The sequence below is a fragment of the Burkholderia sp. PAMC 28687 genome, from assembly GCF_001577465.1.
Classification (GTDB): domain Bacteria; phylum Pseudomonadota; class Gammaproteobacteria; order Burkholderiales; family Burkholderiaceae; genus Caballeronia.
In genome coordinates this window covers 789,734-802,792 of record NZ_CP014505.1, presented here as the reverse complement: position 1 = coordinate 802,792, position 13,059 = coordinate 789,734, and the positions used below count along the sequence as shown (strand labels likewise).

Below are 13,059 nucleotides of genomic sequence, written 5' to 3'. Positions count from 1 at the left end.
CCTGCCGTACCGCCCAATTCAGTGATGCGTCACCGGCCCTTTGCGCTCTTCTGGAGCGCGCGGGTCATGTCATCGGTGGCGTTCCAGATGATGTCGGTCGCCATCGGCTGGCAGATTTATTCGATCACGCACAGCGCGTTCGCGCTCGGGCTGGTCGGCCTCGCGCAGTTCCTGCCCATGTTCATGCTTACGCTCGTGGTCGGTCATGTGGCCGACCGGTACGACCGGCGCACGATCGCGTTCATCTGCCAGGCGATCGAGGGCGTGGCGGCGTTGACCTTGTGTATCGCCACGTGGCGTGGGGTGACGAGTCAGGAACTGATCTATGTGATCGCTGCAGTTGCCGGTTCGGCCCGGGCGTTTGAATCGCCGTCGATGTCAGCGCTCTTGCCCAACCTCATTCCGCGCGCCCAGTTGCAGTACGCCACCGCGTGGTCCACGTCTGCGAACCAGACCGCGCAGATTCTCGGCCCCGCGATGGGCGGCCTGCTCTACGGGCTCGGCGCGCTCGTGGTGTACGGGGCGGTATCGGTGGCGTTCGTGGGCGCGGCGCTGCTGCTTTCACTGATAAAAATCGAAAAAGCGGTTCGTATGAAAACGCCGCTTTCGTTCGAGTCGCTGTTCTCGGGTATCGCATTCATTCGACGCAAACCGGTGATTCTCGGCGCGTTGTCGCTCGATCTGTTTGCGGTGCTGCTCGGCGGCGCGACGGCCTTGTTGCCCGTGTTCGCCCGCGATGTGCTGCAGGCCGGACCCTGGGCGCTCGGCGTCTTGCGCGCGGCGCCGGCCGTCGGTGCCTTGGCGGGATCGATTTATCTGGCGCACTTCCCGTTGCGGCAACGCGCGGGAACCGCAATGTTCGGAGGCGTAATTGCGTTTGGCATTGCAACGATCGTGTTCGGTTTATCGCGCAACATCATCGTTTCGATGCTCGCGCTCGGCGCACTGGGTGCGTCTGATGTGATCAGCGTGGTCGTGCGCAATTCGCTCGTCCAGTTGCAAACGCCCGACGATATGCGTGGCCGCGTCAACGCGATCAATTCGTTGTTTATCGGGACATCGAATCAGCTTGGCGAGTTTGAATCGGGCATGACTGCGGGCTTGTTCGGCGCGGTGCCGGCGGTGTTGATCGGCGGAGCCGGGACGATCGTTGTGGCCCTGATCTGGATGCGCCTGTTTCCTGCTTTGCGGGCGACGAAATCGCTGGAAGGATGACGCGCTGGCGAAGGCTTAAACGGCCGGCGAAGTTGCGCTACAATACGCGCCTTGCCGGAAAGGTGTGCTGTTCCGGCAGTTCCTTTGGTTGTGATGTGTGAACGTGGAAGCGTGGCCGAGTGGTTTAAGGCACTAGTCTTGAAAACTAGCGACGGGGTGACTCGTCCGTGAGTTCGAATCTCACCGCTTCCGCCAGAACGCTCATATCACAGTGTATCGCCTCACCTCCCCGCATCTCGCAAATCCCCGCCTAGAAAGCCTCTCAGCATATTTCCAAGAAATTTCTTGTATCAACTCGTTTCATCAAACATCATTCAGTCTTAGATTTTATGGTGGACTAGATGGTGGACTGACGTTGGTGGACCGGATGGTGGACTGCCGACGCCTTGTAGCGGGTAACGATGCCAAAGAAAGCGAAGGAACTGGGCCCATTGGCCGTAAAGCGACTGACCACCCCGGGAAAGCATCCGGTTGGCGGTGTGGAAGGCTTGTATCTCAAGGTCGTGAGCGAAACATCCCGCTCGTGGGTGCTTCGTGTTGTGGTGGGTGGGCGGCGGCGCGAGATTGGCCTCGGCAGTTACTCAGACCAGGGCATAGGTGTCGCGGGAGCCCGGACTAAAGCCACCGCAATGCGCGAGGAAATACTTCGTGGCATTGATCCAGTAATACAGCGGATGGAAGTCGCAAGCCGTTTGCGTGCAAGCCACGCGCTCGAAATCACGTTCGAGGACGCAGCCAAACGATTCATAAAGGCGAAGGCTCCGGAATGGCGCAACGTCAAACATGGCGACCAGTGGACCAACACGATCGTGGAATATGCCAACCCGGTGATCGGGAAAATGATGGTGCGGCATATCACTCGCCCGCATATCGTGGAAATACTCGAGCCGATTTGGGCGACAAAAACCGAAACCGCATCACGTTTGCGCGGCCGGCTCGAGGCGATACTCGATTGGGCGAGAGTGAAGGGTTTTCGTGATGACGGCATTAACCCTGCCGCATGGCGCGGGAACCTCGACAAGCTGCTTTCGGCACCCAAGCGCACTAAGCGCGTTCGCAATCACCCTGCGCTCCCTATCGAACAGATGGGGACGTTTATGGTTACTCTTCGCGCCATACAGGGAATCTCCGCTCGTTGCCTTGAATTCACGATATTGACCGCCGCTCGGTCCGGTGAGGCGCGCGGCGCACGAAGGCCCGAAGTAGATCTGGATAAGGGAATTTGGATCGTCCCGTCCGAGCGGATGAAGGGAAAAAAGGAACATCGCGTGCCGTTGTCGCCAGCCGCGATTGCGCTCGTGAAAGCGATGCCCGTACGCCCGGACAACGATTTGATCTTCGCCAGCCCTCGATCCGGCAGCATGCTTTCAGATATGGCGCTTCTCGCGTTAATGCGCCGTCAGAGCCTTGAAGCGACTCCCCATGGATTTCGGTCGACGTTTCGAGATTGGGCAGGCGAGTACACCAACTATCCGCGCGAGCTGGCTGAAGTCGCGCTTGCGCACATCAAGAACGACGCTACCGAGGCAGCGTACTGGCGGGGTGACGTGCTTGAGAAGCGCAGGCGAATGATGGTTAGAGGTGGCCCCGGAAATCTGGACAGTCGGTTAGGTGGAATCGCTGGGTTCTGAGATAGGCATAATGCCTACAAAGGAAACCAGACGATGACTAAGAGAACCCGTCGCACGCACTCAGCGGCGTTCAAGGCGAAGGTGGCACTGGCAGCCGTACGCGGCGAGCGCACGCTGGCAGAATTGGCGCAGCAGTTTGAGGTTCATCCGAACCAGATCACAGAATGGAAGCGGCAGTTGCAAGAACGAGCGGCCGATGTGTTCGGCGCGGCGGGCGTGCCCGTCAATGAGCCGCCGGTGGATCTGAAGACGCTTCACGCAAAGATCGGCCAATTGGCGCTGGAGAATGATTTTTTGTCCGGCGCGCTCGGCAAGGCAGGCCTGCTGAGCGCAAAGAAATGATTGATCGTGCCCACCCCCTACCGGTTTCCCGGCAGGTCAAGCTGGTCGGCATCAGTCGATCCAGTGCGTACTACGCGCCGAGCCCGGTCAGTGCCGCGGATCTGGCGCTCATGCGCCGCATCGACGAGTTGCACCTGGAGCATCCGTTTGCCGGCGCGCGCATGTTGATGCGCCTGCTCAAGCGAGAGGGCATAGTGGTCGGACGCAAGCACGTCGGCACGTTGATGCGCAAAATGGGCATCGAAGCGCTGTATCGCAAGCCGAACTTGAGCCGCAAACATTTGGCGCACAAGATCTGGCCGTACCTGCTGCGCGATCGGAAGATCGAGCGCGGCAACCAGGTGTACGCACTGGACACGACCTACGTGCCTATGGCACAGGGCTTCGTCTATCTGACTGCTGTGATCGATTGGGCTAGCCGTCGTGTTTTAGCGCACCGGGTTGCGATCACGATGGAAGCTGAGCATGCGGTGGCAGCACTTGAAGAAGCATTCGCGAAATATGGATTGCCTGAGATCGTCAACACCGATCAAGGCAGCCAATTTACCAGTACAGTCTTCACCGACGCGGTCCTGTCGCGCGGGGTCGCTTTGTCGATGGATGGCAAGGGAAGCTGGCGGGACAACGTTTTTATCGAACGGCTGTGGCGCAGCGTGAAGTACGAAGAGATATATTTGAAGGCCTATGAGTCCGTCGGCCAGGCACGGCAGTCGATCGCTAACTACCTGACGTGGTACAACCAGCAAAGGCCTCATTCAAGTCTGTCGGACAAGACCCCGGATGAAGCTTACTTCGCGATGCTGCCCGCGATGAAAACGGCAGCGTGACCGCCCAGCGTTCCACTTAAAAATCGAAAAAACTGTCCGACCGAACGGGGCCACCTCTGTTGACTGGGCTGAATTTATAGCCAAGCCGCACACGCCAGGCGAAGTGATACCGATAAATAGAACAGCATGACCGTTCTGCCGTGCCTAGCCCGACGGGGCGAAGATCGGGTTCCCTACCCGACCGGCACGGCTCCGCTTTTAGGGTTGCTGTGGGGTAAGCATGGAATACGAACCTTATATCGACTTCTCGCCGCGCGGGACGAGAACAGCGGAAGTGGCCGCACTTGATCTGATGGACGAGCTCGAATCGTTATGGATAGCAGTATCGCCCGATGCAACACCGGAGAAGTTTGACGAGATCATTGCGACTCCTCTTCACGATGAAGCTGATGTTGAAACACTTGAAAACGACTACGAACAAATTAAAGATCAAAACAGCGTAGCGCTATCCACATGGCCTCTTATTGAAAAACCTATTGTGCTTGCTTACGCTTACGCAGTGCATGTCAGGCTCGCTGTTTTAGTAAAAGCAAATAATCTTGCGTGGAGCTATGTAGAAGACGCATCTTTTTGGCACGGTGTCGCGATCGGCCTTTTCAAAAGCCGTGGCCATGCACCGGAATCTGAGAGCGTCTCGGCTTTGACGCGCCGTGCTGCGCATGCCCGCCATGCAGAGACCAGGCAAATCATGCAATCAGCGTTCGACTGGCTGACTGAGAATTTTGATGTCAGCTGCAACAGCATGGATCACGCAGCGGAACAGCTGACGAAGGTTGTTCCTGTCGCGTTCAGGACTGCCCGTCGGTACGTCACTAAATGGAACTTGTCAAGACTCCCTCCACGGTGAGTGTAGCCTCTGCGCGCGCGGTGTAACTTGACCGCGCAGCGGTTGCACGCACCACGCATACAGGGTGTTTGCCTTTCCTATTGAGGTAAAGAATTCGTATCAGGCTGAATTATCCAACTGCGAGAACCAGCCTGGCGCATACGTTTTGATCAGCCCGCGTCAGGCCCTCGATGGAGTCCTGATATGGCTAAATCACCCTTCCCCGGCGTCATCTCGCCAACCGTCAAACACTATGACGATCTCGCTGATAGCCAGCGAGTAGACGTAAAGGTCGTTGCTGCGATCTTGGGCGTCTCAATACCGACCGTATGGCGCCACGCCAAAAAAGGCTTGTTGCCGAAACCGCACAAGCAAGGTAGTTGCACGCGCTGGATTGTGCGCGAGCTTCGCGAGGCAATGTCGAGCGCGGAGGCCGCATGAAAAAAGAAAAGGCCACTCCGAAGAGCAGCCCAAAATGCATCCTTGCTGAGGTGCGCGGCAATGATACCGCAGTGGCATTGCACGAGTCACGCGGCGAAGTGCGTGTAGACAGCCGAGTATTCGCCGATCATCTTGGGAACGCTCACCAACACGTTCGTGAACTGATTGAAGGCTACGTGGCAGATTTCGAGACGCTCGGAATACTCCGGTTTCAAACCGGAGAAATCCACGGGCGCGGCCAGCCGGAACGCTACGCGTTACTGAACGAAGATCAGTGCTATCTGCTTCTGTCGTACAGCCGCAATACCGATCGCGTGCGCGCGCTGAAGCTCAAGCTTGTACTGGCCTTTCGAGAATGCCGGGAACGCCGTACCTTGTCGGACACTCAGTACCTGCCCGGGTATCACGCCCTCCACGACGAAGTAATGGCGCTGGCTCAAATCGCGCATGACCACGGTAGCTTGGCCGGCAACGAGGTCTTTCACTGCAACGCCAACAAGCTCGTCAACAAAGCGGCCGGCATCAGCGCCGGAATGCGCGATCAGCTTTCCGACACCCAGCGGCTCATGGTGACCAATCTCCAAGTAGTGATGCGAAACGCGCTGCATGCAGCAATTAAGGCCGGCGCCGACCACAAGGAAGCGTATAGGCAAGCCAAAGAATCCGCGCTGGCTTTCGCTCAAGTCGCCAGCCGACTCCTCGGAGGTGTTTGATGACGAACACCACCCTTCTTCGCATTGAGAAAACCGATAAGCAGCAGATCCGAGTCGATCTGCATGAGTACCGCGGCCGCATGTATGTGGGTCTCCGTCTCTGGTTCCGCGATGACGCCGGCGAATGGTCTCCATCTGAGCGCGGTATTTCGCTTCGTCCGGAACACGTCCCCCAGATCATTCAAGCGCTCACTCTCGCGGTCCAGGCGCACGATCCTAAAAGAGGTGCGTGATGCGGACCATCAATGCAGCGGCGGAAAAATCCGCCACAGCTTCGGCAATCCACAAAGCAGGAAATCCTGCTTTCAGCGCGTACATCGTGAAATCACGTTTTTCAGGAACCCCTACCCAGGGCACTGACAAAACTGACAGAAGTATCGACGCAATTTCACCAAGCACACCGGGAGGTGCCTGCCAAAACTGCCAAAAGCATCTTGTGTCAGTTGTGTCAGTTACCCCGGGCGACATATCCGAAAAAATCGCTTGTATACCCCGGCAGATTCGCTATACTCGGAACGTGTCTGAAATAACAGACGCCGGGTTTTGCAGCCTGAACAATCGAAGCGCACACGCCGCGCTCAGCGGCTTTTTTGTGCGTATCGCCTTTGCGCATCCTTTCTACGGGTGGGCCTCGGTGGGGGCATCTTCGGATGCGCCGGTTCCTTCGGTTGCCGGTCTGCAAACCCTCCCGTGTGCCCGCCCACCCCATTTTGCAGTGGACGGCGGGCCTTCAAACAAACCGAAGGAGCCCGCTATGCGTGCTGTTGCCCCCGCTCGTTCTGAGCATGTAAGCCCCGCCATCATCGAATTCATCGCTCGCGATGCCATCAAGCGCGCTTCACTGGCACCTACGCCGGTCGCCGCGCTCGACATCGCTGGTGAAGCTCTCCTCGCCCTCGCCACCCTGACCCAGCGCGAGGTGAACCATGGCTGATAATCAACTCCACACGGATCTGCGAATTTCCGACACTTCCAATGTGCTTCAGTTTTTATGGCATAGATTCGATGCCAAAGGCGCATCGGATGAAGATCTGGATTTCCTCTCCAATGCCTCAGAGGAGGCGTCGACGCTGGCGAACATAACTGCTGACACGGTGCTGGCGGCCGCAGCCGCAGCCTGCGAAGACAAAGAGGCCGGCCGGGATTTCTCCTTAGTTAATGGCACCAGCGTGCACAATTATCTGTGTCAGGTTGCCAACACATTGGCGGTAATCGGCCAACTTGCAACGATTGCAGGGGGTGCCTCATACGTCCTTAATGAACGTTTCGCAGCAAGGTCTAAAGAAAAATCCCAGCATGTCGGATTCGTTGAGCAGTCCTCACAGGAGGCTGTATGAGCACAATTGCACGAGACGATCAGGAACTCGACGTCAAGGAAGTCGTGCACGAGATTGATGGAGCAGCGTCGCTGCTCGGGCATGCGGAAGAGTCCTTTGGGGACCTATGCGTGATTTTCGAAGCCATACAGGTGGCCACTGAACCCGGTTCGCTTCCAAACCGGCTCGCGAAAATGGCTGAAGCTCTTTGCATTGACCGCTCTTCTGCATTTTGCAGTTACAAAGAGGCCATGCAGCGGAATTATGAGCGCTATCAAGTCAGCCTCGGGGAGGTCGCATGAGCGAAGTCATCAACATCGAAGCTGAATTCGCTAGTGCGTTGTCACATGCTGGGTTCTCCCCCGCCGAAATCGTTGGCGACGGCCAGGTACACCGCTTTGATGGGCCTGATGAAAAACGCGGCAAGCGCTCAGCCTGGTACATCCTGTTCGCCGACGGCATCGGCGTGGGAGTCTTTGGGGACTGGCGAACAGGTCTGAGAGACACTTGGTGCGCCAAAGTCGAAAGCTCATTGACCGATGCTGAGCGTAGTGAAAACCGGGTGCGCATCGCGAAGGCGCGTGCATTAGAGGCGCGCATCCGGACCGAGCGTGCTGACGAAGCGCAGCGCATCGTGACGGCACACTGGGCAGAGGCATATCCGATTAGGGCTGATCACGCCTATGTGGTCCGCAAGAAAATTGCACCCGCGGGAGCCAAGCAGCGGTTTGCGGCAATTATGGTGCCGCTCCGCGACGCTGACGGCGTGTTGCGCAGCGCCCAGTACATCCAGCCGGACGGCAAGAAAACATTCAAGAGCGGCGGGATTGTCGCCGGCTCCTTCTGTACCGTCGGCGCCGGACTAAACCCATCGACACCTTTACTAGTATGCGAAGGCTGGGCGACGGCCTGCACCCTGCGACAGGCTACTGGCTATCCGGTAGCGGCAGCGATGAGCGCCGGCAATCTGATGGCGGTGTGTACCGCGCTTCGCGAGAAGTATCCCGGCCGCTCGATCATCGTGTGCGGCGACGATGATTTCACGCCCGGCAATCCTGGTCGAACTGCGGCTCAAGCGGCCGCGCTGGCTATCAACGGCGCGGTCGCTCAACCGACTTTTTCCAAACGCACCAACGACGATACGGACTTCAACGATATGGCGGCAAAGGAAGGTTTGGCCGCAGTGAAAGCGGCTATCGAAAACGCGCAACTGACCGCCGCTGTTGAAGCCGGCAAAGCGACGCCCGACTGGCCGGCACCAGAGCCTTTGCCGAATTCATTGCGGCCGGTGGCTGATTTCGATATGCGGCTTTTGCCTGAGTCTCTGTGTCGTTGGGCTGAGGACATCGCGAATCGTGTGCAATGCCCGCCCGACTTCATCGGCGCCACGATCATCGGTGTACTCGGCACGATCATCGGCCGGCGCGTCGGCGTTCGCCCCAAATCACGCGACGACTGGACCGAATACGCGAATCAATGGGTATGCATCGTAGGTCGGCCCGGTGTTATGAAGTCGCCTGCAATGTCTGCTGTGCTTGCGCCGCTCAAGCGGCTCGACTACGACGCGTCAATGCAGTTCGAGAACGAGCTGGCGCTCTTCGAGGCCGAGGCCAAAATCCACAAGATGCGTCAGGACGCTGGCGAGAAGAAAGCCATGGCAGCGCTCAAGAAAAACCCGGACGCTCACGTAAGCCTGCCTGAGACTGACGAACTGGATCCGCCGAAGCATCACCGCTATCTGGTGAACGACGCGACCGTCGAGAAGCTTGGGGAAATCTGCGCCGACAATCCGCAAGGAATCGGCGTGTTTCGAGATGAGCTGGTGAGCTTGCTGAAATCGCTTGAGCGTGACGGGCAGGAAAGCGCGCGCGGCTTCTATTTGACGGCTTGGAACGGCAACGAATCCTACATTGTCGACCGCATAATGCGCGGCCATCAGCGAATCGAGGCGGTTTGTTTGAGTGTGATCGGCAGTACACAACCCGGCCGGCTGTCGGAATATCTGCGCGGCGCGATTGGCGGCGGTGCGGCGGATGATGGGTTGATGCAACGTTTCGGCGTGCTGGTATGGCCCGACGTGCCGCGGCAGGCGTGGGAAAACGTCGATTGCTGGCCCGACGCCGAGGCGAAACACAGTGCGTATGCAGTCTTCGAAAAGCTGGACGTTGCCGATCCGATCGAGACGTGGAAAGCGGAACTGCCGACGGGCCCGGACGGCCAGCATGACGGTAACCCGCCGTTCCTCCGGCTTGATGCCGAAGCTCTGGAACTGTTCGTGGAGTGGCGGACCGAGCACGAGAACGAGCTGCGCGGAGGCGATCTTCACCCGGCGATGGAAAGTCATCTTGCGAAGTACAGGAAGCTGGTCCCGTCGCTCGCATTGGTGCTGCACTTGGCTGATGACGGGATTGGCAATATCAGTGCCCAAGCGATGACTCGGGCACTTGCTTGGGCGGCGTACCTACGCAGCCACGCCGAACGTGCTTACGGCTCAGTCCTGCTCGCCGAGGTTTCTGGTGCGAAGGCGCTGCTGAAGCGGATCGTGGTCGGCGACATCGAAGATGCGTTCACGGCGCGCGACGTCTATCGCAACCAGTGGTCGGGCTTGGAGAACCGCGAAGCGACTGCAAAAGCGATCAGCGTCTTGGTCGAATACGGGTATCTGCGAACCGAAGCAGTTGATACGGGCGGCCGTAGCAAGTCCCTCTATCGGATCTATCCGGAGTTGCGGTCATGAGAAGCCAGAGCGATCGCATATGGGACCTTGTCGAGTCTCTAGAGGACACCGCCCCGCCGTTGGACGAACTCAAGCGGGCTGCGTGGCTTTGCGGAACGCTAGAGGCCGCTGGGCGTCTTTTGCATCCGACGGTGCAACCACTGTGGCATGACTACAAAATTGGCGTTGAGTATTTCGTAAGCAACCTCGATAAGAAAACGGCGCGCGCCCTACGCCCATTTTTCTACGCCGGATTTACGGCTTTGCTGGTATGTGCCGACGAGCCCTTATCGGAGATGCGTGATCACGCCGAGGTGTGGCGATGAATAAATACCTCGACCGCCTCAAACCCAGCAAACACCCTTCTGTCAGTTTTGTCAGTGGCGTGGGTGAGCATATCGAAAAACGCGATTCGGCTTTTGTCAGTTCTGTCAGTACCATGGGGGAGCGCCTTGAAAAAAACGATGCACCTTCTGTCAGTTTTGTCAGTGAGCCGGGTGGGCGTATTCCAAAAATCGATTCAGACGAAATTCCCACGGATTGCATCGGTGCACTTCTCACGCCTGCGGGGAACCTCTATCTGCCATGGGGCCCGCAGATAAATTCTCAGACGCTTCGGGAGTGGCGCGACAAGCTTGCGTTGATAGTTGCTGATCTCGCGTCACTGGAGGGATGGCGGCCGGAAGATCGCTCGCACGTAATCGAATGCATCTATCAGCAGCCGGCCAGCACCCTGCGCGGCGACCTAAAGTACTTTCGCCTTCGATTGGAAAAGGCGCGCGCCGAAACGGCTACAGGAAAGGAGCGACATGCTGATCGTGCACGAAGAGTCTGACGACTTCATTTTAAGCGGCTGGGAGTACTTCTTTGCGTGGAGGGAGAGCCGCAATTACCTGCTGCTCTTCGACGCGTTAGACCGGCTGGATCGGGCAGAGCGATCATGGTTCCGGGCAGGTAACGGAAAACGGCCATTACGCCGCGAATGGCAGGTGCTTCGCCGCTGTGTGACCGCTGGCCTATCCCGGTTGCGGGAGCCATTAATCACGGCCACCACGCCGTCTCAAACGCAGAAGGCGCTGTACCGCGGCGGCAAGCGGGCGCCGTTGGCACGCGTCGATCAGTTGAACATTCGATCAATCCGCGTGGCGTTGTTGGGCTCGGGGTCGCGTGGCGTGAACTTCGACGTTGCGCGGGACACGCTCGTAGCATGGGGTATTTCGCGTAAGCGAAGCTATCTGGTCAAGTTCGCTTCTAAGCATGGCTTGACCCGCCGTCCGCTGTCCCGCCTCACCCGCAAATCCACAGCCGCACCGGCCGGTCCATTTAGATGGCCCAATCAATTCACCAAACGGAAATAAGTTACCTCGCCTCGCATAGTTGAGGTAAGAAAAAGCAATCTGTCAAATTGCGGTCATCGAAAGCCAACAAGGTAAATCCGATGACATCGCAAGCAATCTCAACCCGTGACGCACTGCGTGGTTTCGACGATCTCCCCGACGTCGCGCGCGTGCGGATTTCGGTTGTAGCCGCCCTGCTCTCAGTCGGCACCCGCACCGTCCATCGCCGCGTTGACGTCGGCGAGATCCCCCAGCCCATTAAACAAGGTGGCGTGCTCACGTGGCGCGTTGGCGATCTGCGCTCCGCGCTGGGCGCTTCGCCGACGAGTAAGGAGTAACGCATGCCCGCAAAGCAGACTGACCCACTCGCAAAATATCTCGGTCTCTCCACGACCGTCGCGTCGAAATTAACTGCTCAATCGCCTCGTCAGTCCGCCCCACCCACCGCGAAGCCAAACGCATCTAGACCGCAACGTGTATCGAGCTCGACACCCTTCGCGGACGCAATGGGAAAGGCGCTTTACGCCCCAGCCCGCGCGACCCCCCAGAAGGGACTCAACAGTGCTGAAACCCTTGCCGCCCAGATTGTCGCCGCCGGCAAGGAACGGCGCGGAGAGGCTGTGAAGCCCGCCGCAACTCAACCCAGTGAAGCCAATACAACGGCTCAACGAATCATCGATGCCGGAAAGCGCCGGCGCGGTGAGATTTAACCAAAAGGAAAATGATGTCCGCACCCAAACTTCGAGATCAGCTCCACGCGAAGCGCGTAGAAATAGCAAAGCTGCATGAGGACGTTGCGCGCTGCGACTCGTCCGCCGCAACCGGAGACGTTCATAGGCAGGCCGTCGCCGACCTGAAGAAGCAGCGCGAAACCATCGTCGCCCAGGCATTTCTCGATAGCACCAATCCCGATACAAAGAAGCTCGACAAGCAGATCGCTGATGCGGAGCAAGCGCATCGCGCGGCGATCGATACAGGTGTCGCCGCCGCTAACGCCAAAGTGATTTTGGCGAGAAAAATTGAAGTGGCTACTTCCGAGCTGGAAGAGATTGAACTGGAGAACACCAGCCAGGCCGTGAAGGAGTGTGGGGAGGCGTATGCACGGGCGATCGATGAATACGAAAAAGCGCTGGCGGCGTACATCTCGGCAATAGCCGGCATACACGCGGCCGCGGCGACTTCTTCGAATTTCGGCACGGCTACTTCGACGTACCAGATGAACGCGTATGACGCGCTGGTGCGAATGATCGGCCAACACGGGATTGTGAGCGCCCCCCCTAACTTTCACCCTTCTCCAATATTGGATCGTGGTCCCGATTGGAGTATGACCGAGCCCCACGTCTTGCGCATTGCACAACGTCTCGAGGATCGCGGGATCGAGTTGCCGCAACGGCTGGCCGAATTGGTTGAGAAGGAGGTGGCGTAATGGATTTCGCTGCTGCCAAAAAATTGAAGGTTCGCATCCTTCGCGGGACCATTCAAAGCCCAAAGGCCACGTACACGGTCGGCGATGACGTTGACATCGATGAGCCTCTCGCGCTCTTGTTGCGTAGTCAGCTACTCGTGAAAGTTTACGGCATGGATGATCTCAATCCTGTCGATGAAGACGGGGATGCCTTGCTGATGAGGTCGCGAGCGATTCTCGGGAAAAGCGAAACGATCGACATCGTTGCAGGTGTTCGATGAGAAGCCTGT

17 protein-coding genes and 1 tRNA gene are annotated in these 13,059 nt (G+C 58.0%); all 18 read left to right on the top strand.

The genetic code is table 11. The annotated features are described in order from the left end of the window. Positions 1-24: 24 nt before the first annotated feature. The 18 genes from AX768_RS03750 to AX768_RS03655 all read left to right on the top strand — a co-directional run bounded on the left by AX768_RS03750 (position 25) and on the right by AX768_RS03655 (position 13,050). Entirely contained in the window at positions 25-1,215 is a 1,191-nt protein-coding gene (locus tag AX768_RS03750) for an MFS transporter (RefSeq protein ID WP_061998842.1), read from the top strand. Between the two features lie 105 nt (positions 1,216-1,320). Further along, positions 1,321-1,410, top strand: a tRNA-Ser gene (locus tag AX768_RS03745). Between the two features lie 206 nt (positions 1,411-1,616). Then, positions 1,617-2,846 carry a tyrosine-type recombinase/integrase gene (locus AX768_RS03740; RefSeq protein WP_061998841.1) on the top strand — a complete coding sequence of 410 codons (1,230 nt, stop codon included), beginning with the start codon at positions 1,617-1,619 and terminating at the stop codon, positions 2,844-2,846. A gap of 33 nt (positions 2,847-2,879) precedes the next feature. Further along, positions 2,880-4,015 (top strand): IS3 family transposase gene (locus tag AX768_RS03730; protein ID WP_442857242.1). Its coding sequence is split into 2 segments (ribosomal slippage): positions 2,880-3,144 and positions 3,144-4,015, totalling 1,137 coding nucleotides; the frame shifts between segments, so codons are not numbered across the junction. A 220-nt stretch (positions 4,016-4,235) separates the two neighbouring features. Next, positions 4,236-4,862, top strand: a complete 627-nt coding sequence (locus AX768_RS03725; RefSeq protein WP_061998838.1) for a hypothetical protein — start codon at positions 4,236-4,238, stop codon at positions 4,860-4,862. Between the two features lie 183 nt (positions 4,863-5,045). Continuing rightward, entirely contained in the window at positions 5,046-5,282 is a 237-nt protein-coding gene (locus tag AX768_RS03720; protein WP_061998837.1) for a helix-turn-helix transcriptional regulator, read from the top strand. Next, positions 5,279-5,995: a Rha family transcriptional regulator gene (locus AX768_RS03715; RefSeq protein ID WP_082778741.1), complete on the top strand. Its 717-nt coding sequence runs from the start codon at positions 5,279-5,281 to the stop codon at positions 5,993-5,995. The genes AX768_RS03720 and AX768_RS03715 overlap by 4 nt, the downstream gene beginning before the upstream one ends. Continuing rightward, complete coding sequence (locus AX768_RS03710) at positions 5,995-6,228, top strand: transcriptional coactivator p15/PC4 family protein (RefSeq protein ID WP_061998836.1); 234 nt, start codon at positions 5,995-5,997, stop codon at positions 6,226-6,228. The genes AX768_RS03715 and AX768_RS03710 overlap by 1 nt, the downstream gene beginning before the upstream one ends. Further along, the gene (locus AX768_RS33605) at positions 6,228-6,929 is read left to right on the top strand and encodes an ash family protein (RefSeq protein ID WP_231941315.1); all 702 of its coding nucleotides are present in this window, start codon (positions 6,228-6,230) and stop codon (positions 6,927-6,929) included. The genes AX768_RS03710 and AX768_RS33605 overlap by 1 nt, the downstream gene beginning before the upstream one ends. After that, complete coding sequence (locus AX768_RS03700) at positions 6,922-7,332, top strand: hypothetical protein (RefSeq protein ID WP_061998834.1); 411 nt, start codon at positions 6,922-6,924, stop codon at positions 7,330-7,332. Before AX768_RS33605 ends, AX768_RS03700 begins: the two co-directional genes overlap by 8 nt. Next, the gene (locus AX768_RS03695; protein ID WP_061998833.1) at positions 7,329-7,613 is read left to right on the top strand and encodes a hypothetical protein; all 285 of its coding nucleotides are present in this window, start codon (positions 7,329-7,331) and stop codon (positions 7,611-7,613) included. Before AX768_RS03700 ends, AX768_RS03695 begins: the two co-directional genes overlap by 4 nt. Next, positions 7,610-10,048, top strand: coding sequence for a DUF3987 domain-containing protein (locus AX768_RS03690; protein ID WP_061998832.1), 2,439 nt, complete (start codon positions 7,610-7,612; stop codon positions 10,046-10,048). Before AX768_RS03695 ends, AX768_RS03690 begins: the two co-directional genes overlap by 4 nt. 301 nt (positions 10,049-10,349) lie before the next feature. Beyond that, positions 10,350-10,862 carry a hypothetical protein gene (locus AX768_RS03680; RefSeq protein WP_061998830.1) on the top strand — a complete coding sequence of 171 codons (513 nt, stop codon included), beginning with the start codon at positions 10,350-10,352 and terminating at the stop codon, positions 10,860-10,862. Further along, entirely contained in the window at positions 10,837-11,385 is a 549-nt protein-coding gene (locus tag AX768_RS32585) for a hypothetical protein (RefSeq protein WP_155524176.1), read from the top strand. Before AX768_RS03680 ends, AX768_RS32585 begins: the two co-directional genes overlap by 26 nt. Positions 11,386-11,465: 80 nt before the next feature. Further along, positions 11,466-11,702 carry a helix-turn-helix transcriptional regulator gene (locus AX768_RS03670; RefSeq protein ID WP_061998828.1) on the top strand — a complete coding sequence of 79 codons (237 nt, stop codon included), beginning with the start codon at positions 11,466-11,468 and terminating at the stop codon, positions 11,700-11,702. Positions 11,703-11,705: 3 nt separating this feature from the next. Continuing rightward, a complete protein-coding gene (locus tag AX768_RS32580) occupies positions 11,706-12,074 on the top strand; it encodes a hypothetical protein (RefSeq protein WP_155524175.1) in 369 nt (122 codons plus the stop codon). An 11-nt stretch (positions 12,075-12,085) separates the two neighbouring features. Continuing rightward, positions 12,086-12,790 carry a hypothetical protein gene (locus tag AX768_RS03660; RefSeq protein WP_061998826.1) on the top strand — a complete coding sequence of 235 codons (705 nt, stop codon included), beginning with the start codon at positions 12,086-12,088 and terminating at the stop codon, positions 12,788-12,790. Continuing rightward, a complete protein-coding gene (locus AX768_RS03655) occupies positions 12,790-13,050 on the top strand; it encodes a hypothetical protein (RefSeq protein ID WP_061998825.1) in 261 nt (86 codons plus the stop codon). Before AX768_RS03660 ends, AX768_RS03655 begins: the two co-directional genes overlap by 1 nt. Positions 13,051-13,059: the final 9 nt, after the last annotated feature.